General features: G+C 61.0%; 23 protein-coding genes. 12 read left to right on the top strand and 11 right to left on the bottom strand.

The annotated features are described in order from the left end of the window. The first annotated feature begins 6 nt into the window (after positions 1 to 6). From J2R80_RS34945 to J2R80_RS34915, 7 genes are all read left to right on the top strand, one after another. Positions 7 to 1,413, top strand: a complete 1,407-nt coding sequence (locus J2R80_RS34945; RefSeq protein WP_253640183.1) for a TadE/TadG family type IV pilus assembly protein — start codon at positions 7 to 9, stop codon at positions 1,411 to 1,413. Between the two features lie 10 nt (positions 1,414 to 1,423). Beyond that, on the top strand, positions 1,424 to 1,855 hold the full coding sequence (locus J2R80_RS34940) for a TadE/TadG family type IV pilus assembly protein (protein ID WP_253640182.1): 432 nt from the start codon (positions 1,424 to 1,426) through the stop codon (positions 1,853 to 1,855). Further along, on the top strand, positions 1,836 to 2,273 hold the full coding sequence (locus J2R80_RS34935; protein WP_253640181.1) for a hypothetical protein: 438 nt from the start codon (positions 1,836 to 1,838) through the stop codon (positions 2,271 to 2,273). Before J2R80_RS34940 ends, J2R80_RS34935 begins: the two co-directional genes overlap by 20 nt. Before the next feature lie 539 nt (positions 2,274 to 2,812). Continuing rightward, a complete protein-coding gene (locus tag J2R80_RS34930) occupies positions 2,813 to 4,471 on the top strand; it encodes a type II and III secretion system protein family protein (protein WP_253640180.1) in 1,659 nt (552 codons plus the stop codon). Positions 4,472 to 4,483: 12 nt separating this feature from the next. Continuing rightward, on the top strand, positions 4,484 to 4,891 hold the full coding sequence (locus J2R80_RS34925; protein WP_253640179.1) for a hypothetical protein: 408 nt from the start codon (positions 4,484 to 4,486) through the stop codon (positions 4,889 to 4,891). A gap of 172 nt (positions 4,892 to 5,063) precedes the next feature. Beyond that, entirely contained in the window at positions 5,064 to 5,612 is a 549-nt protein-coding gene (locus J2R80_RS34920; RefSeq protein ID WP_253640178.1) for a tetratricopeptide repeat protein, read from the top strand. A gap of 133 nt (positions 5,613 to 5,745) precedes the next feature. Further along, positions 5,746 to 6,309 carry a hypothetical protein gene (locus J2R80_RS34915; protein ID WP_253640177.1) on the top strand — a complete coding sequence of 188 codons (564 nt, stop codon included), beginning with the start codon at positions 5,746 to 5,748 and terminating at the stop codon, positions 6,307 to 6,309. Between the two features lie 640 nt (positions 6,310 to 6,949). On the opposite strand, the gene J2R80_RS34910 is transcribed toward J2R80_RS34915, so the two are convergent. From J2R80_RS34910 to istA, 3 genes are read right to left on the bottom strand one after another with little or no spacing between them, the layout of a single operon-like run. Continuing rightward, a complete protein-coding gene (locus J2R80_RS34910) occupies positions 6,950 to 7,231 on the bottom strand; it encodes a hypothetical protein (RefSeq protein ID WP_253640176.1) in 282 nt (93 codons plus the stop codon). Between the two features lie 18 nt (positions 7,232 to 7,249). Beyond that, entirely contained in the window at positions 7,250 to 7,993 is a 744-nt protein-coding gene (istB, locus tag J2R80_RS34905; RefSeq protein WP_076828398.1) for an IS21-like element helper ATPase IstB, read from the bottom strand. Positions 7,994 to 8,004: 11 nt separating this feature from the next. Further along, positions 8,005 to 9,543 carry an IS21 family transposase gene (gene istA, locus J2R80_RS34900; protein WP_083715045.1) on the bottom strand — a complete coding sequence of 513 codons (1,539 nt, stop codon included), beginning with the start codon at positions 9,541 to 9,543 and terminating at the stop codon, positions 8,005 to 8,007. 486 nt (positions 9,544 to 10,029) lie between these two features. Between istA and J2R80_RS34895 the strand changes: the two genes are divergently transcribed. The 3 genes from J2R80_RS34895 to J2R80_RS34885 are packed head-to-tail and all read left to right on the top strand — an operon-like array spanning position 10,030 to position 12,487. Beyond that, positions 10,030 to 10,431 carry a transposase gene (locus tag J2R80_RS34895; RefSeq protein WP_139486052.1) on the top strand — a complete coding sequence of 134 codons (402 nt, stop codon included), beginning with the start codon at positions 10,030 to 10,032 and terminating at the stop codon, positions 10,429 to 10,431. Continuing rightward, on the top strand, positions 10,428 to 10,775 hold the full coding sequence (gene tnpB, locus J2R80_RS34890; RefSeq protein WP_092084175.1) for an IS66 family insertion sequence element accessory protein TnpB: 348 nt from the start codon (positions 10,428 to 10,430) through the stop codon (positions 10,773 to 10,775). Before J2R80_RS34895 ends, tnpB begins: the two co-directional genes overlap by 4 nt. A gap of 47 nt (positions 10,776 to 10,822) precedes the next feature. Beyond that, entirely contained in the window at positions 10,823 to 12,487 is a 1,665-nt protein-coding gene (locus J2R80_RS34885; protein WP_253637928.1) for an IS66 family transposase, read from the top strand. A 950-nt stretch (positions 12,488 to 13,437) separates the two neighbouring features. Here J2R80_RS34885 and J2R80_RS34880 read toward each other — a convergent pair. The 6 genes from J2R80_RS34880 to J2R80_RS34855 form a co-directional block, all read right to left on the bottom strand. Further along, the gene (locus J2R80_RS34880; RefSeq protein ID WP_209909499.1) at positions 13,438 to 14,337 is read right to left on the bottom strand and encodes a phosphatase PAP2 family protein; all 900 of its coding nucleotides are present in this window, start codon (positions 14,335 to 14,337) and stop codon (positions 13,438 to 13,440) included. Between the two features lie 219 nt (positions 14,338 to 14,556). After that, positions 14,557 to 15,678: an acyltransferase gene (locus J2R80_RS34875; RefSeq protein WP_253640175.1), complete on the bottom strand. Its 1,122-nt coding sequence runs from the start codon at positions 15,676 to 15,678 to the stop codon at positions 14,557 to 14,559. 207 nt (positions 15,679 to 15,885) lie between these two features. Next, complete coding sequence (locus tag J2R80_RS34870) at positions 15,886 to 16,299, bottom strand: hypothetical protein (protein WP_253640174.1); 414 nt, start codon at positions 16,297 to 16,299, stop codon at positions 15,886 to 15,888. Positions 16,300 to 16,542: 243 nt separating this feature from the next. Continuing rightward, positions 16,543 to 17,103 carry a hypothetical protein gene (locus J2R80_RS34865; protein WP_253640173.1) on the bottom strand — a complete coding sequence of 187 codons (561 nt, stop codon included), beginning with the start codon at positions 17,101 to 17,103 and terminating at the stop codon, positions 16,543 to 16,545. Next, a complete protein-coding gene (locus tag J2R80_RS34860) occupies positions 17,100 to 18,284 on the bottom strand; it encodes an ERF family protein (protein WP_253640172.1) in 1,185 nt (394 codons plus the stop codon). Before J2R80_RS34860 ends, J2R80_RS34865 begins: the two co-directional genes overlap by 4 nt. Next, positions 18,268 to 19,083, bottom strand: a complete 816-nt coding sequence (locus J2R80_RS34855; RefSeq protein WP_253641058.1) for a YqaJ viral recombinase family protein — start codon at positions 19,081 to 19,083, stop codon at positions 18,268 to 18,270. Before J2R80_RS34855 ends, J2R80_RS34860 begins: the two co-directional genes overlap by 17 nt. An 898-nt stretch (positions 19,084 to 19,981) precedes the next feature. Between J2R80_RS34855 and J2R80_RS34850 the strand changes: the two genes are divergently transcribed. Continuing rightward, complete coding sequence (locus tag J2R80_RS34850) at positions 19,982 to 20,203, top strand: hypothetical protein (RefSeq protein WP_253640171.1); 222 nt, start codon at positions 19,982 to 19,984, stop codon at positions 20,201 to 20,203. Positions 20,204 to 20,460: 257 nt separating this feature from the next. Here J2R80_RS34850 and J2R80_RS34845 read toward each other — a convergent pair whose 3' ends face one another. Next, complete coding sequence (locus J2R80_RS34845) at positions 20,461 to 20,670, bottom strand: hypothetical protein (protein WP_253640170.1); 210 nt, start codon at positions 20,668 to 20,670, stop codon at positions 20,461 to 20,463. Between the two features lie 334 nt (positions 20,671 to 21,004). On the opposite strand from J2R80_RS34845, the gene J2R80_RS34840 reads away from it, so the two are divergent. Further along, entirely contained in the window at positions 21,005 to 21,394 is a 390-nt protein-coding gene (locus tag J2R80_RS34840) for a hypothetical protein (RefSeq protein ID WP_253640169.1), read from the top strand. 177 nt (positions 21,395 to 21,571) lie between these two features. Here the strand turns inward: J2R80_RS34840 and J2R80_RS34835 are convergent, their stop codons facing one another. Continuing rightward, positions 21,572 to 21,817, bottom strand: coding sequence for a helix-turn-helix domain-containing protein (locus J2R80_RS34835; RefSeq protein WP_253640168.1), 246 nt, complete (start codon positions 21,815 to 21,817; stop codon positions 21,572 to 21,574). Between the last annotated feature and the right edge of the window lie 158 nt (positions 21,818 to 21,975).

Genomic DNA, 21,975 nt, shown 5'->3' with positions numbered 1-21,975 from the left:
AAAGCCATGACCGGAGTTTCCTGTCCGAAAGTTGGTCAATCGATGGTGCAGAACATCTCGCGTTTGATGCGGGATCGGCGCGGTGTAAGTGCGCTCATGTTCGTGGCATCTTCTGTCGGGTTTATGAGTATGGCCGGCTTCGGAATGGAAGTCAGCACCTGGTACCTTGAACGACGGCACGGACAAAATACTGCCGATGCAGCGGCCATTGCCGGGGTTTTGGCGATTATCCAAACCACGGGTACCCAAAGCTCAGGCACTTACACCAGCGCACAGACCGCAGGCAGCAGCGTCGCGACTGACAACGGATATACGTCGGGACTGAAGGACACAACGGTCACCATTCAGCCGGGCAGCTATAGCGGCGGGACCTTCAGCGCCGACAGCGGATCTTGTTCGTCGTCAAGCTGCAATGCCGTGAAGGCAACCATCGTTCGGGGGATAAAGCGTAGTTTCACCGCTCTCGTCATGGGAAAGGGCTCGACGAATGTCACCGAGGTCGCGATTGCCGCCCGTTCAAACACTGGCGATGCATGTTCCTTGGCCTTGGCCGGCGGACTTGGATTCAGTGGCAGCGCTGCAGTCACTGCGACAAACTGCTCTCTGGCCTCGAATGCGACCGGCCCGCAGTCCATTACATTCAACGGCGCCGGCTCTAACAAGACACAGGCGAACGCCGTCTTGGTCGGCGCAGGCGGCTGTACGCAAAACGGCAGTGGTAGCCCATGCACTCAGCCAGGCAATCTGATGTACCAGCCGTCTTCACTGGATCCGTATGCAGCTCTGCTGACAGATACGTCCGCGATTCCCTCAACGGTCAATGCCGCGAACTGCCCTAATTCGGCCACGGCAGCCTCTCCGCACGTCATCTCAACCAAAGTGTTCTGTGTGGGAGCAGACTTGACGATCAACAATGCCAGTAGCAGCCTGACACTCACTTCGGGGGGAACCTACTTCTTCTATAATTCGTCCATCAGGGTGTCGGGCGGCTCGCTTATTTGCAATGGTTGTACCATCATCTTCACCGGTAGTTCAGCCAGCCAGCTTGGGTCATTGAGCATCACCGGTGGCACCGTGACGATGAGCGCTACGAAAACACCTGCCTACGCGGACGCGAATTATGCGGGCATCCTGTTCTATATGGACTACAGGTATGCAGAACACCAAGCCGGCTCCTGCGGTAGCCCGCAGGTCAAGATTACAGGTAGCTCGACCATTACCTTGAACGGGGGGATGTACTTCCCCAACGCCAGTGTCTGTATGACCGGCGGTTCATTCTCTACATCGGAGAGCTGCCTCTCGCTCGTCGCTTGGTCGGTATATTACAACGGGAATGCTACTGAAAAGCTGAGCGGTTGTAGCGCCACCGGCACCCAGACCGCCCAAACCAGGGCCGTAAACCTCGTGCAGTAGGGGTAACGCCATGAGGTGCCGCAATTTCCTCGAGAACCAGCGTGGAGCCGCCGCATTTGAGTTCATCCTGATTGCTGCGATGGTATTCACGCTTGCACTCGCCGGCGTAGGTATTGGCGACGTGGCGCAACGAAACATTGCGATCCAAACGGCGGTCAGAGCCGGCGGAGAATATGCTCGTTTCTTCCCCACCGATCAGACCGGCATCCAAAGCGCCATAACAAGCGCTCTCCCCTCGGGATGGACGTTAAGCGCAACGCCCACTGTTACCTGCTCCTGCGCGGGCGTAGCGACCTCCTGTAGCGCAATTGCAACCGGCACCACGTGCAATGCTCCATTCCTGGTCAAGGTCTCGGCCAGTATGCCTGCTTCCAGCATGAATGCGCTGGTCTGGTCGGGATCATTCAACAATCGTGCAAGCTATGAAGTCCGCATCCAGTAAAAAACTCGATCGGTCGGGAGCCGTCTCCTTTGAGCTCGCGCTCATCTTCATCACGTTTGTCCTGCTTTTCATCACAATCAGCGATGTGGCCCGGTTCTATGTGACAACAAACTCGGTCCGCACCTTGTCGAGCGAGCTGGTGCGGCAAACCCTGATCTACTGCGCCACCCAGTCGCAAACGAGTGCATGTACGTTGCCGTCGACGGGTACAAATAGTGTCGCTACCGCGGAAGCGGTCGTGCCATTCCTCAAAGCGGCCGGTTTCGTTTCGCCACCCTCTGCTTCGCGAACCGCAATGAATACGACTACCGGCGCGATGAGCATCACGGCGAGCGCGAGCTACAAATTCAGTCTGATGCTACCCGTATGGAAAGGGGCCATCAGTCACGTTGCTCAGAGTACTCAGCTTGGCTACTGAGAACGTTGCGGCGCCGTTTAGCTAAGACGGGCGGCAATTCGCCTAGCGCGACGATAAATGGTCCCGCTGGGGCAGGGCCATTTGCTGTGTGGTGAGACCGCGCCGGGCATGTTCGCCAGGACTCCGTTTTGAGGAGGCCCGATTCGTTGGGTCTGATTGGAGGACTCAGGGCTGGGCAGGGCGTCAGAAGGGCCTCAGCCTGTTGGGCAGGCCGGCGAATGGCCCGGCGGGCTCCGGAAGTGGTGCGCTGTGGCAACATCGCGGAGTTTTCTCCGACGTTGTCGCAGTCCGGGAAAGCTCTTTCCTTGCAATCGAGGCGCGTGACAGAGGATGATCCAGGAGCCGCCATTTGCGGCCTGGCGTCGGGACGTGCCGGACCGAGCTGGTCTTGTGCTTCGATTCAGCTTGCCAGGGTAAGTAACTATTTGTAGTTGAACAGGTTGTAAGCTCCATGGCGTGGTGCACGAAGGAGACTAGTCAGAACGCCGGGAGCCGTAAATTTACGGATGGCTGCGACAGCGGCGACGAAGGGGATTCGAATGAGTGGCGGTCGCGTTTGGGGTAGCGCGGAGCGTGGTGTTTTTGCCTTGAGCATCATGGCTTTTGGCGCTGTGCTTGCTTTTTTCAATTCCGCCGAGCGCGCGGGAGCTGCAGACCGGCGGGCTACGTCAGGCGGCGTCTTCGTCAGCGAAATGACCGAGGTCCAGCGGGTCAGGGTAACCGTCAACAAGTCGCGCACCTTCAAGGTCGATACTGCTTTTTCGACCATCGTGGCCGGCTCGCCCGATATCGCGGACGTGAAGTCGCTGAGTGATCACCTGATCTACATTCAGGGCAAGAAGACTGGCACGACAAACGTCATTCTGTTCGACAGCTCGATGAAGCAGATCGGCATTCTCGATGTCGAGGTGACCGTCGATGTCGGCAATCTGCAGCAGAATATCCAGTCCGGCACGGGCACGCGCGGCATTCGCGTTTCCGCATCCGAAGGCCAGGTGGTGCTGAGCGGAATCGCCGCCGATGCAGTCTCCGCGGAGCGGGCGCTGACGATTGCCAAGGGCAGCGTTCCCGAGGGCGGCATCGTCGTCAACGCCATGAGCGTTGCGGCGCCGCAGCAAGTGATGCTCGAGGTGCGCTTCCTCGAGGTCAGCCGGCAGGCGGGGCGTGACCTCGGCGTGAACCTTATGGCGGCCAACGCCAATGGGACCAATATCGGGATTTCGGGGCAGGGCGGCGTCGTAGCCGCTGGCCGGACTCCCATTGGCGGTATCAACACTAACAATGGCACCTTCGGTGCCGGGGGCAGCCCCGTTGGATCTGCTCCTACAGGCAGCCTTCCTGTGCTTGGTACGATCGGAACGCTTGTTAGTTCTGCCGGCGGCGTATCCCCGGCTCCGTTCGGAAGTCTGCTGACCAGCATCTTGCGGACCAGCAACGGCAGTTCTGTGGATCTACTGATCACTGCACTGGAAACGAAGGGACTGGCGCGCCGGTTGGCAGAGCCGAACCTGACCACGCTTTCCGGCGATGCCGCGCGCTTCCTGGCCGGCGGCGAATTCCCGGTGCCGATCCCGAACACGACAACGAACGGCTTCCCGACTGTCACGATCGAGTACAAGAAGTTCGGCGTCGAACTGGCCTTCGTCCCAACCGTGCTCTCGCGCGGCTTGATCAACCTCCGCGTCGAGCCCTCGGTCAGCGAACTCGACTTCGCCAACTCGATCACGATCCAGGGCACCTCCGTTCCGTCACTGACCCGCCGCGACGCGCGCACCACGGTCGAGCTGCGCGACGGCCAGAGCTTTGCTATCGCCGGCCTGCTGCAGACCCGCAACACGCAGGACGTCTCGCAATTACCGTGGATCGGCTCGGTGCCCGTGCTTGGAGCCCTGTTCAGCAGCAAGTCATACCAGCAACAGGAAACCGACCTGGTCATCATCGTGACGCCGCGCCTTGTCGCGCCGGCGGCGCCCGGTCAGCAACTGGCATCGCCGCTCGACTCCCGTCTGCCGGCCAATGACGTCGACTTCTTTCTCAATGGCCAGATGGAAGTCCGCAAGCGCTATGACGACTACGTCAATTCCGGCGGCGACGTGAAAGGGCCTTACGGCCACATCATTGCGCCAAATGCGATTGTGCCCGCTCCGCCTCCGGCGGCCGTGGGTGCAAACCAGCCGGTCGTGAAGACCCTGAACTAGAGGAGGCGAGAGATGACCATCAGGTATCTGGCTCTGCTCGCACCCTTCCTGCTCGGCGGCTGCTACGGCGTTTACGGGCATGACGAGATGGACCGCTACGTCCAGCGTTCCGACACCATCACGATGAGCGCCGGCAACGCCAAGGAAGTCAACGCCGCCACCCACACGATCCACCCATGGCCGGCATACGTCGGCGATCGCCGGATCGCGTACGACGCACGGCGTACAGGCGGTGCGGTGACGCGTTATGGCAATCAGCAGCGTCCGCTGGATCAGCTTCCCGACATGGGCGATCCGACGAGGGCGATGGGCCAGCCGCCGCCCGTCACCACAATTCAAAATGTTAACACAACCGGGCTGGGAGCGGGGACCGGAGGATCGGTGGCCGTCGGGGTAGGGGGAGGAGGGCTTGGCAGGTAACCAGCTGACGTTCAGCCTCTCGGGTGCGTTCGTCTGCTGTGACGTAGAGTTTGGAAGCGAGGCTGTGACATAGTTTTCTGGCGCTGACACCGTTCGATCGCGCCATCTGTTTCTGTTAGGTAGTTTCACGATGGTTTGTCTGATGACGCTGGGAAGTCGCCGGAGCTGGGACATGGGACGAGGATTGCGGCGTCTCATTCCGGCGCTCGCCTGCTGCTGGCTCGCGGCCGGCCTTGCGGCCTGCGACTACACGACGCGGGAGGCCGCCATCGTTGCGCCGGTGGATCCGCCGGGCGGCGACCCCGTGCAGGAGCCGACCGACGTCAAATACTATCCCTCCGACGAGCCGGTGCGGATGGGCCTTGAGCAATATAACCGCGGCAACTACGGCATAGCCCAGCGTTATTTCAAGGACGCCGTCGAGAAATCGCCAAAGGACGTGACGGCTTGGATCGGGCTCGCGGCGAGCTATGATCGGATACGCCGCTTCGATCTCGCCGACCAGGCCTATGCGTCAGCGATCCGGCTGGGCGGCGAGACCGTTCAAATCCTCAATGACCAAGGATACTCCTACATGCTGCGCGGCAATCTGAGCGCGGCTCGGAAGAAGTTTGAGAAGGCGTATTCGCTCGATCCCGGCAACCCGGTCATCGCCAACAATCTCGAGCTTCTCAACGGTAGCCGCAAGTTCATCGAGCGGCCGCCGAACAATCAACCATAGGTCGCTCCTCGCGCAGTGACTTGATTTTAATGACGTTTTTCGGCCGACCGGCCTCTGGAAGAGTTCCATTAAGACAAGTTAAATGCTTTCGACCCAAGATAGGCCATGCGTTTTCAAACGTATGGCCTGTTTCATGAATCGCCTTTTCAAACTGCAATTTCTGGGTCCCTGCGTACTGTTCGCCGCCACGCTTTGCGCCGAACTGGCCGCGTTGGCATTGCAATACGCACCGAGCTCCCAACTGCTCTGGTTCATTAATCTCAGGATCTTTGGCATCTTTCAGCGCAGCCACTCCTTGTTGAGCGGCTACGTTGCGATCGACGGTTTTCAGCTCTTCGGGATCGCTTTGCCGCTCTTCCTGCTGGCCTGCCTTGCCTTGGCGGCTGGGGTGAGGCCCGCGTTCACGATCGCAACGCACTTGAGCGCCGGCTATGCGGGCTTCCTGGTCTATTCCTGGCGTGCCGGCGTGCCCACCACGGCACAGGCTTCACTCGGTTTGAACGCGGTTCCCTCCGGCGCCGGCCTGTACCTAGTCGTAACGATTTTGGGGGCTTGCTTCCTATCGTTTGCGATAACGCATTTGCTTTATTTCCAGGCCGTCAGAACGGAAATTGCGGCCTTGGTGCGATGGCTGCGACGAGGCTCGGAACGATCTGGCCTTCCGCCCCAGAGCCTAGCTGCCGGTTGCGGTAACTGACGCTCGTCAGCTCCGAGCCTAAGCGCGGTGCTGAATATGCCATCATCATCCACTAGGCAAAGGGCTTTGCGTCGAGGTTGGGCCGGATTGCACGCAATCCTTTCGTTGAGCAACAAAACGACACCCAGCCCTCGCCAGGGGACCTTGCTGCTCTTCCGCTCTTCCCGCGGAACACGTAGTAGAGGTTGCCGCCGTGCGGGCCGCACCTAAACGCTTCCTGTGCCGGCGGGGCCAGCGAGTTCATGCCACAGCGCATATCGTGTGGCCGGTCGCAATCCGCACCCCCACGCCCGACGAACGCCGTTACCGCCGCGATGTTGCCGCGGCGCCTGTAAGCTCTCCAGGGCGATCTTGAAGCTCGGCTTGCGCACCGCGCCTATGCCTGTCCGTCGCTGCGCGCACGCACTATCACGAGCGAAGACATGCCGATTGATCGCTGATCATGCAAAGAGTTGATCGGGGCTGATAGACGGGACTTGTCTAATACGCGCGACGAGCGGCCGTCATGGTTTAGCTCGCGCCTGCGATGATAAGTAGGTTGTTGATTACAGGTGTCGAGCAGAACGCTACTACCATGGCGATGTTGAAGAGGTTTTTGCTATGCCAAAGCAATGCCATGGCGATAAACGTCAAACCTAGTTTAGGGATCGGCCACCAGACGCCGAACCATGCCTGAGCTGCGGATTCCGATGATCTCGCCCGGGTGTACCGATTTGATCTCGCCCAGGATTCCGAGATGATCTCGCCCACCATTCCGATTTGATGTCGCCCGGGGCGCGAGGCGTTCTGGCTGTTTGGTTTCTGGCATCGGTGAAGCCGCGGGGTCAACCTTGAATCGCGGCTTGAGGCCCTTCTTCGTCTGCTGTTGGTCTGCTGTGGGCATGTGGGCAACGCTCTTTGCGTTGTCCAAGCGCAGCGGCATGTCCACAGCGCCACTGGCTCAGGCCTTTCGATCGGGTTTGCGGGTTCGCCGCAGGCTCTCGCCGTTGAGATCGATCCGGTGGGCGTTGTGGACCAGGCGGTCGAGGACGGCATCGGCGTAGGTGGGATCGCCGATCAGCGCGTGCCATTGATCGACGGGGAGCTGGCTGGTGACGGTGGTGGAGCGGCGGCCGTAGCGGTCCTCGAGGATCTCGAGGAGGTCGTGGCGGGCTGCGGCGTCGAGCGGCTCGAGGCCCCAGTCGTCGAGGATGAGCAGATCGATGCGGCCGAGCGCCCGCAGGAGCCGCGGGTGGCGGCCGTCGCCGCGCGCCAAAGCGAGGTCGGTGAACAGCCGCGGGACACGCTGGTAGAGCACGGAGCGATTGTCGCGGCAGGCCTTGTTGCCGAGCGCCGAGGCGAGCCAGCTCTTGCCGACGCCGGAGGGCCCGCAGATCAGCAGGTTGGCGTGATCGTCGATCCATTGGCCTTCGACCAGCATCGTCAGGAGGCTGCGGTCGAGGCCGCGCGGGGTGCGATAGTCGATGTCCTCGACGCAAGCCTGTTGGCGCAGCTTGGCGTATTGCAGCCGCTTCGATAGCCGCTTGTCGCGTCGCAGCGAGGCTTCGCGTTCGAGCAGCAGCGCGAGCCATTCGGCATGGCCGAGGCTTGCGGCATCGCCGCCGGCTTCGATGTCGGCAAAGGCCTTGGCCATGCCATGAAGGCCGAGCGCGTGGAGTTGATCGAGGGTCGGATGCGTGAGCAAGGCGTGATCTCCTAGTTGTAGTAGCGTGGCCCGCGGATGTTGGGATGAAGGACCGGCGCGTTGTCCGCGGGGCGCTTGGGTGAAGGACGCCGATCGAGGTTGTTGGCAAGGATCGATTTGACCGAGCCGTAGGTGCGCGCGCCGATGTCGATCGCCCGCATGGCGGCAGCATCGAGCCGCTCTTGCCCGTAGGATTGGCCGAGCCGGATGATGCCGAGGCAAGCGCGGAAGCCCTGCTCCGGGTGCGCCCGCTCATCGAGGATCAGGTCGCACAGCGCCGCGGTGGCCGGCCCGATCGTGGCGGCCTCCTTGCGAATGCGCTCGATGGTCCAGCCGGCGTAGCGCCGATGACTGGACGCCATGTGTTCCGGCACGGTGGTGTGCTTGTGGTTGCCGCTCATGCGCTGATGCGCGGCGATCCGCTCGCCCTTGTGGAAAATCTCGACGGTGCGGGCGGTGAAGCGCACCTCGACCTCGGCGCGGACGAAGCGATGCGGGACGCTGTAGTAATGCGCCTCGACCTCGACGTGATAGTCGATGCTGACCCGGCAGATCCGCCACTCGGCGAACACGTAGGGGCTCTCCGGCAAGTCCTTGAGCGCCGGCCGGTCGATCTCCTCCAATAGCTTGCGGCGGGTCACGCCGAGCCGCCGGATCGGCCGCTCCTCGTTGAGCCGGGTCATTAGCTCGGTGATCGCTGCGTTGACCTCGGCGAGGCTGTGGAAGGTGCGGTGGCGCAGCCGCCCGAGCAGCCAGCGCTCGACCATGAGGACCGCCTGTTCGACCTTCGCCTTGTCCCGTGGCCGTCGCGGCCTGGCCGGCAGAATGGCGGTGCCGTAATGCGCCGCCATGTCGGCGTAGCTGCGGTTGATCTGCGGGTCGTAGAGGCAGGCCTTGATCACTGCGACCTTGGTATTGTCCGGCACCAGCAGCGCCGGCACGCCGCCGATCGCCTCGAAGGCGCCGACGTGGCCGCTGATCCAGTCGGCGAGCCCCTGCGTCCAAGTCGCCTGCGCGTAGGTGAAGCTCGATGCGCCGAGCACCGCGACGAAGATCTGCGCGGCGCGTCGCTCGCCGGTGAACCGGTCGATTACCACCGGCACGCCGTCGCCGGCATAGTCGACGAACAGCTTGTCGCCGGCCGTATGCGACTGGCGCATCGTCACCGACAGGCGGCCTTCCCAGGCGCGGTAGAGCTCGCAGAACCGCGAATAACGATACCCGCCGGGTTCGCCCGCGATGTACTCGTCCCACAGGATCGACAGCGTCACATGCTTGCGCCGGAGTTCGCGGTGTACCGCCGCCCAGTCCGGCTCGGCCTGCCGGCGATGGCCCCGCCGGGTGCCGGGACCGGCTCCCGCGCTGGCGAACAGCCGGGCTTCCAGCGCAGCGTCGGTGATGTCGTCGGGCAATGGCCAGGTCAGCCCCGCTGCCTCGAACCGGTGGATCGTCAACCGCACCGTCGAAGGGGCTGTCCCCACCCGCCGCGCAATCTCGCGGGTCGGCATCCCGGCCGACTTCAATCTGATCACATCGCGCACATGGCGCATCGCAAACCTCTCCGTCGGCATCCAGGTCCCCCTTCGCAAAGCCGAAAGGCGGGACCGTATCGGAGCCAGAAGAGGCCTCGTCACCCCGGGCGACATCATCCCGGAATGGTGGGCGAGATCATCTCGGAATGGTGGGCGACATCAAATCGGAACGGTGGGCGAGATCATTCCGGAATGGTGGGCGACATCGAGCGGAATCAGCACTGAGCCATCTGCATGAACGGGTTCGCCTCGCTGAACCCAAGATCCAGAATCTTATTCGTGGTTAAAAGGTCGGCGCATCCAAGTATCAGTACGGCGAAAACGAGCGATGCCTTAACCCAATTCATTTCAGCCTCTCGGTGCCGAACATCGGAATGGCAAAGACCAATTTGATAATGCAGATTCGTTAATTGTTTGGTACGCATCCGACGGGGGCCGTCTTGCGTGATGGGTGGCAATTCGCGAAGCGTGTGGCCTTAAGTCTAGCTTTAAGGTCATCAGGCGATGCGGGTCGAGGTTTTGGGCGGGTTGGAGCGGCGGCGGCGCTGGTCGCAGGACGACAAGGCACGGATTGTCGAGGAGACATTGGCACCGGGCGCGAAGGTGACTGAGGTTGCGCGTCGCAATGGAGTAGCGGCCAGCCTGGTGTTTACCTGGCGTCGACAAGCACGGACATCGGAACAAGTTGTGCCATCTTTTACGCCGGTGCAGATCGCCGCCGTAGCGGCCTCGGCTGAGGAAGCTCCGAAGCTTTTGCCTACGGTTGATGGCCGAGTTCGCTCCGTGACAGCCGCGCGTACTGGATTGATAGAGATCGATCTCGGCAACCGACGGTGCATCCGGGTGGATGCGCACGTCGATCCGGAGGCGTTAGCGCGGGTCCTCGATGTGCTTGGACGCCGATGATTGCGATACCGGGGAATGTGCGAGTGTGGCTCGCGACAGGCTACACGGATATGCGCAGAGGCTTTCCGTCGCTGGCACTCCAAGTGCAGGAGGTGCTGCACAAAGACCCGCTCAGCGGTCATCTGTTCGTCTTCCGCGGTCGCCGCAGCGATCTTGTGAAGGCGATCTGGCACGATGGCCAGGGAGCCTGCTTGTTCACAAAAAGACTCGAGAGAGGAAAGTTCATCTGGCCATCGGTTACCGGAGAATCGGTAACGATCTCGCCGGCGCAGTTGAGCTATCTGCTGTCTGGAATCGATTGGCGTAACCCTCAAGAAACCCATCGGCCGACGCGGGTCGGATAGCCGCTTTTACGGTTTGAATCTGCTGCTTGATCTGATTCAATGGCTTCATGATATCGAAGCCGGACGATCTTCCATCGGACCTCGTCAGTGCCCTGGCGGCGCTGCAGGCCGAGCGTGAGGCACGGCTGCGAGCTGAGGCGGTGGCTGCCAATTGGCAGGCGCAAGCCGCGAATGCGCAGGCGCAACTGTCGGATACCGAGGCGCTGATCGCGCATCTCGAGTTGCGCATCGAGAAGCTGAAACGCGAACTGTACGGGCAACGCTCCGAACGCACGGCACGGCTGCTCGAGCAGTTGGAGCTAGAGCTGGAAGAGCTCGTCACCACAGCGAGCGAGGATGAGCTTGCCGCGCAGGCCGCAGCGGCGAAGACGCAGAACGTCCGCCCCTTCATGCGCAAGCGGCCGGTGCGCAAGCCGTGGCCGGACGACATCGAACGCGAGCGCGTCGTCATTGAGGCTCCAACGACCTGCGCCTGCTGTGGTGGATCGCGGTTGGCGAAGATCGGTGAGGATGTGACCGGGACGCTGGAGGAGATCCCGCGGCGCTTCAAGCTGATCGAGACGGTACGGGAGAAATTTACCTGCCGCGATTGCGAGAAGATCAGCCAGCCGCCGGCGCCGTTCCATGCCACGCCGCGTGGCTTCATCGGCCCACAATTGCTGGCGACGATGCTGTTCGACAAGTTCGGCATGCACATCCCGCTCAACCGCCAGAGTGCGCGCTTCAAGGCCGAGGGGATCGACCTGCCGTTGTCGACGCTGGCGGACCAGGTCGGCCACGGGACCTTCGCCGTCATGCCGCTCTTCCACTTGATCGAACGCCATGTGCTCGCGGCCGAGCGTCTTCATGGCGATGACACCACCATCCGTATCCTGGCGAAGGGCAAGTGCACGACCGGGCGGATCTGGACTTATGTGCGGGATGACCGGCCCTTCGCCGGGCCTGCGCCGCCGGCGGCGGTCTATTACGCCTCGAGCGATCGACGAGGCGAGCATCCCCAGAAGCATCTGGCGGCCTTCGCCGGTATCCTGCAAGCCGATTGCTACAACGGCTTCGAGCCGCTGTTCGACCCGCAGAAGAAGGCGCTGCCGATTACGCCGGCGTTTTGCTTTGCCCATGCGCGGCGGGGCTTCTTCGAGCTGGCTGACATCGAGAAAAATGCTCGGGAAGGCAAGAAGGGCAAGCCGGTCTCTCCGATCGCGCTGGAGGCGGTCAAGCGCCTCGATGCGTTGTTCGAGATCGAGCGCGCCATCAACGGCCGTGGCGCCGACGAGCGGCGCGCCGTGCGCCAGGAAAACAGCAAGCCGCTTCTCGAGGACATGCACGCTTGGCTGCTGCGTGAGCGCGAAACCCTCTCGCGCTCCTCCGAGGTCCTGAAGCCGATCAACTACATGCTCAGGCGCTGGGACGACTTCGCCCGCTTCCTCGACGATGGCAGGATCTGCTTGACCAACAATTGTGCCGAGCGCGCATTGAGAGGCATCGCATTGGGAAGGCGCAACTGGACCTTCGCCGGCAGCCAGCGTGGCGCCGACCGCGCCGCCATCATGCTGACGATGATCACGACCTGTCACCTCAACGACGTCGATCCCAAGGCCTGGCTTGCCGACGTCCTCGCCCGTATCGCCGATCTTCCCGCTTCGCGTCTGCACGAACTGCTGCCCTGGGAATGGAAACTCCTGCGCCAAGCCGCCGGTCAGCAGGCCGCCTGACCTTCACGCAACGCCATCATAGAGCCCGCCGCGCCCGCGCGCATGCGTCAATCAGGCGGTCTTCGTCGTATGCGTACATTGTTTGCTCGAGCATGGTTGGTACTTCAACGGGCTGAGATACGGATTGGTTCCAAGCTGCGTCCCATTGCTCCGTTAACTTCGACAACCTCGTACTCGAACTTGGCGCGCTTTCTGCTTGAGCCAAGCCTTGTACGTCTCGACGGTCGCGAAGACCCTCAAGTGTTCGGGTTCACCAACCTTTTTGGCCGTGTTGGTAGATTCATTGCAGCAGGCCGACCGGGTCTCTGAGATCGCTCAGGCGCTTTCAGCTTGTGCGGGCGAGTTGCACCGAAGTCTTCGTACCGCATTACCCGCCGTCGCTCGATCGCCAAATAGCTGCCAGTAGACACTGCGAGTGAAACAAGTGGATAGAAAGACAACGGCCAAGTAATAGGCAAGCCGAACACGGCTTCGACGCCGATGAAGAGAGCAAAGTGCGTCATATAGATCGAGTGCGAGATGACTCCGAGAAAGTACAGTGGCCCGGATCCCAGTAAGTGGGATGCGACCGACCTTTGATCGGCCGCCACAAGCATGGCCGGAATGGGGCTTTGGTGCAGGTAACGAATGTGCAACTCAAGGCTTGCAAGGCAAGCCCCATTCAGATCGTTGCTGCACCAGGCGCGCCTTCCCAGATACCAAATTCCCGATCTTACCGATGATGGATGATGGGCTGGACGGCGCAAAATTGCTGTTGATTGCTGCCATACCGTGGCAATGAGCCGGGCACTGGCTCTATGGGCCGTAAAAGTGTTGTGCGTTGCAGCGCTCGCTCAATTGGATCAAGAGGATTCAGCCCGACTGACACTGTCGATCGTCACGTCTTTAAGTCGCTTCTGGAAGACGGGGCGGCTCTTTATCGTTTAGCTGGCAATCAGGAGAATGTAGCCTCATGGTGCGCTCGGCTCTGAACGAAGAGTCAGTTGTGCGCGGTCCCATATCGCGACTGCTCTCACCATGAAGATTACCGCGCATGTGATGACGGCACCGGCAATTATATCCACGAAATAGTGTCCACCAATAACTGGCGTCGCACTGATCATGATCACATTCAGTGCGGCCAGTGCCGGGAACAGAAGCGGGATGCCTCTCGCCGTATAGACGAAAATGATTCCGAGCGCGGTATGGAAAGACGGAAAAGTCACGATCCCGTCGATGTTGCTCAGCGAGAGCTGCCGCAGGCTGCCGTCGCGCAGCCCGTTCAGGAGCGGGAGATAGCTGAGATAATCCGCCGAAACCGACTGCAGCACTCGGTGGGTCGGCCACGCGCCGGTCGCGGGCAACACGGCCGAAATGATGGCCATGATCGCCAGCGTCGCAGCGCAGAGCGAGATGAATTCGCCGGTTCGATGTACCCGCCCGGTAACGTTCAGCACCAGGAACAGCAGCGCCGTTTGCGCCTCTGTCGAGTTGTAGCCGATCTGCAAAATCCGCTTCAGCCAGGGATTTGACTGCACGTAATCAAACGCCGCAAGCCAGTCGAGGCCGATTGTCGCGTCTGCCTTGGCAAGGTAGCGATCAATCAGCGGGAAATTGAACGCCGCAACTAGGCACGACAATATGGTCAGCGTACAGCCGAGCGCCAGGTATTGCGCGACGCTGCCGCAGAGCCAGGCGAGGCGCGCATCCGGCCGGGCGAATCGATAGACTATGTAGATTGCCAGCAACCAGCCGACGAGGGCAACGAACCATAGCTCGATCACGACGTGAATTCCGAGATACCGCGCAATGATGAAGTCCAAAAGCGCAACACAGGCGGTCACCGCCCAGCGAAAACCTTCGCCGCTCAATTCCAGCACTCCCAGAATGATTTTATATTTTGAAATGGCAGAAGCTTACACGGCAACCCACGCACGAGCAATGCCAGGTACACCCGTGTTTACCCGGAGGGTAAGGAGGGGGTATCATCGTGACGGGCCCGGAATTACGGTCCATATCACCGGTACCTGATCTTCTATCGCGGGTCGAATTAGGAGGCCGCGTCGCCATGCCCGGCGGCGCGGGGCTTTTCATTTACGCTTCACGCTGGCGTCTCGTCGGACGGCAACTAGCCCTGGCATGTGTCGCTGTGTGTAAAGGCCACGGATCGCATCGCGTGCCGGCCGCTCGATCGCAAAATAGGTCACAACGGAGACCAAGAACGTGGCTATGACGAGGATCGCGTAAACCCATCCAGACCACGCGCCTGGCTCACCTAGCACAAGAAGAAATGCCAGCATAACCGGGAAGTGCATCAGATAAATAGAGTAGGAGATCAGCCCAAGAAAGTGCAACGGTCGTGATCCCAGAATGCGGGACGTTGCAGACGTGGCGTCAGTTGCTGCCAAGACTACGAACGGAAAGAGGAAAAGCATCATCTGCGAGTTGATGAGCATGAAGTATCTGAGGATCAAAATGACCGCGATACAAATCCAGATCAGCGAGGAGTATTGCCTGCACAGAAAATGGATGTCGTCCCGATCCTCATGGATTACGAAGGCGATCCAACCCGCGGTGAACGCTAGGATGCCCTCGAGCACCGGCGCCCAGTAGCTCAACTTGTGCGCAGCGACATAGCTCGTCGGCCCCATGATGCGTTCATCGAGGACGCCCAGCAGCAGCGAATAGCAGAGGGCGGATAGAACGACGAGGGCGAGCAACCTCGCATTGTCGGACCGGGGCGGCTTCGGTAGCTGCAACAGGAGCGGGAAGACGAGCAGATAGCAGAACCATTCAACCGATATCGACCACGCCGGGAAATTCCAGTGATCGCCATATCCTATGACAGGCCACGCGTTGAGCATCAGGGCCTGCAGCACGAAATCCGGAATGGCTCGACTAACCGGGTAGGTCTCTGGGTTTATAATGAGCGGGACGACGTATGCCGCACCAAGACCGACAAGTGTCAAAAAATATAGAGGATAGACCCGGCCGATCCTGGCAACAATATAGCTTGAGAATCTGAAACGATCGCGGCCATACACGTAGGCCAACGTGAATCCGCTCAGGCAAAAAAACAGGACAACGGCGGCATCTTCCCATTGGAAGATCGACCGCAACCCAAAAGGAAGTGGCAGGCGGAAGTGAGCTAGCGCGACGGTGGTCGCCGCCAGTCCGCGAATCCCGGTGAGTGCTCTTAGTTCAGGCCGCATGCTGCCGCCACAATCAATTTCATGGAATTCGTCGCCAGCCGGAAATATTGCTAGGTACCATTGTAATGGGGGGCGAGCAACGAGGTTTGCGCCCGTTGATTAACGGGGGTGCCGCGCGGTCCACTTAGCAATTTGGACGCGCCGGCGGGCGAGGCGATTCAGGACATCGCATCCATGACGCGGCTGAGGGCTGGAAGTTTTCCGTTCTCACTTTGATCCAGTCACAAGGCTTTGGCCGGTTGCGGCGCTCGCGGTGCTTGAGACCGGTCCCTCGAGGCGAGGTCGCAGGCCGCGCGAAACAGCTCGGGCCCGATCTCGTCGGCCGCCGCCGCAGCACCTTCGCAAGGGCGGCCTTCCGCTCGAACGCGGCTCTTCGCGCAGGTCGTCGCCGTCGAGCGCGACCGAGTCGAAGGCGTAGAGCTGGGCGTCCTCGTTATGCCGGTTGGAGTGCAGGGCGTCGAAGTCGGAGACCCCGCGTGCGTCGAGCACGTAGATCTCGCTGGCGATCGCGAACTGCGTCAAGGGCAGCTTCAGCGCGCTCTCGACAATCCACGGGAAGCGCCACGTCCAGTCCAGCGCGGACCTTGAGCTGACGAGCACCGTCTTACCGTCGCGCTGCACCCGGCCGCGATATCTTGCTTTCCTCCGCTGCAATCGCCGGCAGACTCAAATGGGACCGCGTCTCGCCTTGGAGCAAGTGTCCCGACAAATCGTTCGGGTGCAAGCGCTGCATAACCGGAATAATCTGGCCCGTCCTCTTATCGTCCAAGCGCGATAATAGCGCGCCGTTGAACCACATATCGTCTTTTAGAGCACGTTCGGACGAGGCGAACCGGTTTTGCCGGAACCGTGGCGTCGAACGCGCTAGGCCAGGAAGCGATGCTTCTTGATCTCTCTGACGAGGAGCAGGCGTCTGGCTTGCGCTGCATTGAGAAGGCCCTCGAATAAGGCGAAGACCTCGCGCGCCTGAATGTAGACGTCCGTGTTGATGGAATGGTGATCGAAACCGTATGACGCCAGACGCGTCTCGATCTCGTTCGTGGCAACAGGGTCGAGCCGCCAACTCAGCGCGTTCTGACGTGTGTAATAGTCGGCCTCGTCTTCGAACTCAGGCGCGATCCCGGCCATGTCGATACCGCGTAAGGCGGCCTCAATTGCCTTTTGCCGATAGGTCACGAGCAGCCGGTGGCGCAAGTACCGGTAACGCTGGATCTCCCAGGAAAGCTCTGCGATGTCGATCGCGAGCAGCCATTCGATGGCGGACCGCGGCGCCAAATCGGCGAATATCGCTTGGCGTAGCGCGTGGTAATGGTCAAGCCGCTCACCGGGCAGCAGCAGGGGAGGCGTTGCCAGCACCTCAAACTCGACCGGCAATGTTGGCGTTGTTGCAGTTAACTCGTGTGCGGTTTGGAATGGCCCGTTCATGGTGGAGAAACCTCCGATCCCGGGCGCGGGGGTGCGGCCGCGCCGACGACGGCGGCGTCAAGCGGGCGGTGGATCGGACTTGCTGACCACAAGTCATGGGCCACCTGCAACGGCTCGATCTTCAGATTGGCCCACCAGGCCCTTTCGTTTCCGTGCCGATGCAGATCCTGGTGATGGGCGCGGCACAATGGCACGGTGTACTCGTCGCCGACCTTGCGGCCGAGAGCCCTTGGTTGGCCGAACTTCAAGTGGTGGGCGTCGCACGGGCTTTGCCGACAGACGACGCAGGGTTGGTCCCGGACAAACAGCAGGTGCGCCTTGCTTCGCTTGCGGGGCGGCTCCTTAGGATAGGCCAGCCTCGTCTCGGGGGCAGCTGGCGGGAGGGCCTGCGGCGCGTCCTCGATGCCTGCAGGAGCCTCTGGGAGCGACTCCGCCGAAAGGCCCGGGGCTTGGTCGAAGGCAGGAGCCGGTTCGACGATCCCGGCTCGGTCGGCCTCCTCAAGCTTGGTCAGATAGGCGGTCTCGACGAGCTTGGCGTCCGGCTCCCAAAGGGTGTTTTTGAGCGGAAGGCTGGCCTTGGCCCAGACGAGCAGGTCATCGCCGGGAGGCAGGACCGCGAGCTCGCTCAACAGCCGCTCCCGGAGCTCGGCCGACTGCGGGAGACCCAGCACTGGCGCGCGGTTGAGAACGCCCTTGGTAGGCTTGGCCTTCGCGCCAGGGAGCGATTGCGGCGGCGGAGCCGATGGACCGGCCACCGCGTTTGGCGCGTCTAGATCGTCCTCGCCTGCGATGCCAACCAGTGCGAACAAAGCGTAGCGGCGGGCATAGCTGAGCGCCGCGCCCATACGGTGCGGCGCCTCAATGTCTTTCATGGCACAGACCGGCAAGTCCGAGGAAATCCATTCCCCGGATGCATGAGCGAGGAGGGTGGTGAGGTGGATGTGGCCCGCGGTGGGCTCGATCCGAGTGGTCTGGATGGTGGCGATCTCGTGCCGGCTTAGGGTCTTGCGCACGATGTCGAGGCCCGCAGCGAGCGATGCATAGCGGAAGGTTCGATCGTCATCGCGCAGGAATGGCGAGCGGATCGTCGCAGTCAGGGTTTTTTCCGGGTTGGTCAGCTCGGCCTGTGCCTTGGCCAGCGCAGCCGCGATCGCGCCGATATGTTCACTGGCCTGATGCATGGACGCTCTCCATCTCAAGCGGATCAAAGCTGATGGCGCCGGATTTCGCGCGCTTGGCGCGAACGCCATAGCCGAACGCTTCCTTGGCATCCTCGGGCATAAGCTTCTTCAACTCCGCTTTCGCCCGCTCATGGTCGCCGTGGGCGACGCGGGTGCGGAGGTAGCTCGCCGCACACACGGCCCACAGGTTGGAGGCGGTCATGTCGACGACCTTGACGGCCGCCAGGCGCGGGCGCGGCGCCTCGCTCCCGAACAGGGCCGGCGGCTCGCCGCTTTGGACGCAGCGCCAGAACTTCTTCTCTGCGGTCAGCAGAAGATGCTGGTAGAGCGGGTCGGCATGCACCGTGAGCTCGATCCATTTGCCGCCCCCGGTAATAATCGAGAGCACCGCTGATCTTGCCGCGATCACCCACATGTTGTGTTGCAACTGCGCCATGTGCTTTTCGGCTGCCGCTTCCTCACTGAAGGCCCACGGCAGCATGAACTTGGCTTCGAACACCGCGCCGGTTTGTTCGACGATGCCGTCGAGCGTTGCCGCCATCCATCCATGGACAGGGTGACGCACGCGCTTCTGGACGTCTTTGATGGTCTGGTCGCTGTTGCGCTGATACCAGCTGCGATTGAGCTCTTCGGTGGCAGTGCCGAGCTGGACGATCAGATTGCCGGACAAGTCCTCAGGCTCGCTCTCGCCGCGTTTTTCCCGCCAGAGGCGGATAAGATCCGCCTCATCATTGCCCATGATGATGCGGGCATCGGAGCCGCCGATGAAATGGCGGCGGTCGGAAGGGCTGAACTTGATGAGTTGGAAATGTGGCTCCGTTGCGCCACCGGCCTCAATGGTACTCACCGGTTTCTCCTGATGTGAACTGCGCGGCGATGATTGCCGCACTGCCCAAACCTCGCGGGATGCGAGGTGAGAAACCGGGGCCGTTGTATGCCCGGCCGACTCAGTAACGCTCCAATGGCACGGGAATGCCAGTCCTTTCTGCAGCAACAATCTTGCTCCTTTGCGCCTCAAAGCTTGATGCGGACAGCGCATCGGAGCGACTGGTGGACGTGACCGCTAAGGGGGAGAATGGGGCATGGCGTCAGATCGACAAATCGAAGCCAATCGGAGAAATGCCCAGCGCAGCACGGGCCCGAAGACAGGCCAGGGGAAGCTTCGATCAAGCCGGAATGCGCTCCGCCACGGTCTATCGCGGCCAGCTCCGCATGACGATATGGGATGCGAGGCGCTGACACGGGGTCTTCTCGGTTGGATGGCGCGAGAGGCGCCCTCCATTGAACCAACCGACGTCGTACGCACTAAGTTCGAGCTTGCTCGCTTGCGCGCAATCCGTCACGAATTACTGGCTGCCTTCCTAAAGACTCCTGACGCAAAATTGCGAAAACGGCTGCGGGGGCTGGAGCGCTATGAGCGCGCGGCCTTTGCACGACAGACGCGGGCGATGCGGCGCAGCGGCTAGCGCCCCCGATTTGGCATCGAACAAAACAAAGCCAATCGGAATGCCGCCCGCCGGCAATCCTACCGAAGGCGTATCTTGCTGGCGCCGCCGCGTGCGGTGCCGTGCCCCAAGGATCGCGAGCCTCTCGCGTAATCCTGCTCAACGGGCGATAAGCATCACTGCAGAATAGACTGGACCTGCGGCGCAAACGGAGCGTTCCTGCAGTGCGAAGAGCGGGGAGGAGCGCGTGCGATGGACGACCCATGGATCGAGCCGGCCATTACGGCCTGCCTTAAGAAAGTTCACGCCAAGCTCAAGGAGGCCGAGCAGATTGCCAGAGCCGCAGCCGCCTGCGCCGAGACGGGCAGCGCCAGCGAGGGCGTGCGCGTCTCCATGGACATCGAGCAATTAATCTATGACGCCGGGCGGCTCCAGGACGCGGCGTCTTTGTTGCGGACATTGCTGCGAACCTGAGACGACCTGACCTCGCAGGCCGAATTCGAAGTCTTTTCTGGTCGGCTCGAACGCGAATGGGAGCAGCATCCTTTTTGTTTACCCGTTAGCGAAGCCTTCTAGGTTTGCTCATCTCAGCCCGCTTGGCGTAATCCGGTAACGGACTTCGCCGCCGATCTCTTGAACCTCGACCTATTGATTGTGAAGCAAGGTCAGTTTCAGTTTTGGCTGATCGGGTAAGTCGGACGAGCGCATCCATGCCCCGTTCCGAAGATACTCTAGAAACTGCCGATGGCGCTGGTTGAAGGGCACGGCCAAGTCAAACCCAAATTGAATTCGCAATCGATCACGAGGTGAGTAAGAAAATGCAATAAGACCCCAAAACCCAATGAGACGACAATTGCGATCAGCGCAATGCGGATTGGCTGCAATCCACCCACACCACGGAAAGCACTTTTAATAGAATCGTAGACGGCGAGGAGATGCATCGTAGGGCCTCCATGCCGACGCGTCTTGGCCCATTTGGGTCACAGGCAATCCAGTCAAAAAAAATGCGCTCCATGACGCCATTCGGCGCGTTGGCTATGCGCGCCAGCCGAACTCTCTGGGGTAGTCTTCAGGTCGCACGCAACCTCGAGGACAGCGACATCTTCGCATTTCGCCCGGCCGTTGGATGTCTGCATTGGCAACGGTCGGGATAGAGACAACGTTTGCCGCAACGCGACATTGGATCGTGGTGCCTTAACCATGACCCGCTCCGATCGGTGAGTTCATGGTTGATTGGAGTACGAGACCAACTTTTGCAGCACGAGACCGATTTTGATGACCCAAGTTGTTTTCACCTGCACCGATTGCGGTGCGCTTTATTTTGCAGTGCAAGAGCAAAGGCGTGCCCCGGCATCGCCGCGCAGCTTCAATTGCGCAGAGTGCAACGCGCCCGTCCATTCATGGGAAGGCCAATTCAACTACACCCGCTGGAGAAGGTTTGTCCCGGCCCGCAACGCGATCAGAGATCGGGGGGTGATCTTGAGGCAAAGCGAAGCTGTCGATGCAGCGCAGGCATTCAGGTTGCTGCGGGCCTTTCGCTCGATCCGCGACCGTGCCGCCCGATTTAGAATCCTCGAAAATGCTGAGGCCATGGCGAAAAACCAATGGCGCCACAAAACGGCCGACGAACATCAATGCCGGCCCTCGGATATTAGCCTGCACTGATCATTTTTCGCCGATATCGGATGATCGTGCCAGTGCCTGGCAGGTCGCCGGTTTGGCCCGGGAGAGCTTAGCCAGCGCGGCGGTAAATGGCGCCGAGCACGCGGTGGCTTGCGGTGGGTTGGCGATACGCCGGTCCGACGCCGATTGCGCGAGGTAGGCGGCGGGCTTGCCGTGTGCCTAGCGGCCCTTGCCACGCAGAAATTGCCTGAACAGCTTTCCGGGATTGGCACCAAGGGCTTCGGCGATTGCGATGAACTCGATGACATCGAGCCGCCGTTCGGCGCCCTCGTATTTGGCAACAAAAGATTGCGGCTTACCAAGTTTCTTGGCCAGCGCGTGCTGGCGAATGCCGGCCTTCTGTCGTTCCGCGACGAGGAGCGCGATAAGGCGTTGATATTCGGCAGACTGGAGGGATTTTTGCATCGCCGCCGGCAGTGAGGATTCGGGCGACAGACAATCTGATCCCAGATTCGGATTATCCCAAAATCGGATATTATTAACCGTAACTCCTTAGGGTTCGGGACATTCGCTCGACTTTAGGACCGGAACGAGCGAACTGATCGGTCCGCGATGATGCTGTT

Source organism: Bradyrhizobium sp. USDA 4541, from assembly GCF_024171085.1.
Taxonomy (GTDB): domain Bacteria; phylum Pseudomonadota; class Alphaproteobacteria; order Rhizobiales; family Xanthobacteraceae; genus Bradyrhizobium; species Bradyrhizobium australafricanum.
This window is presented reverse-complemented; position numbering and strand designations above follow the sequence as displayed.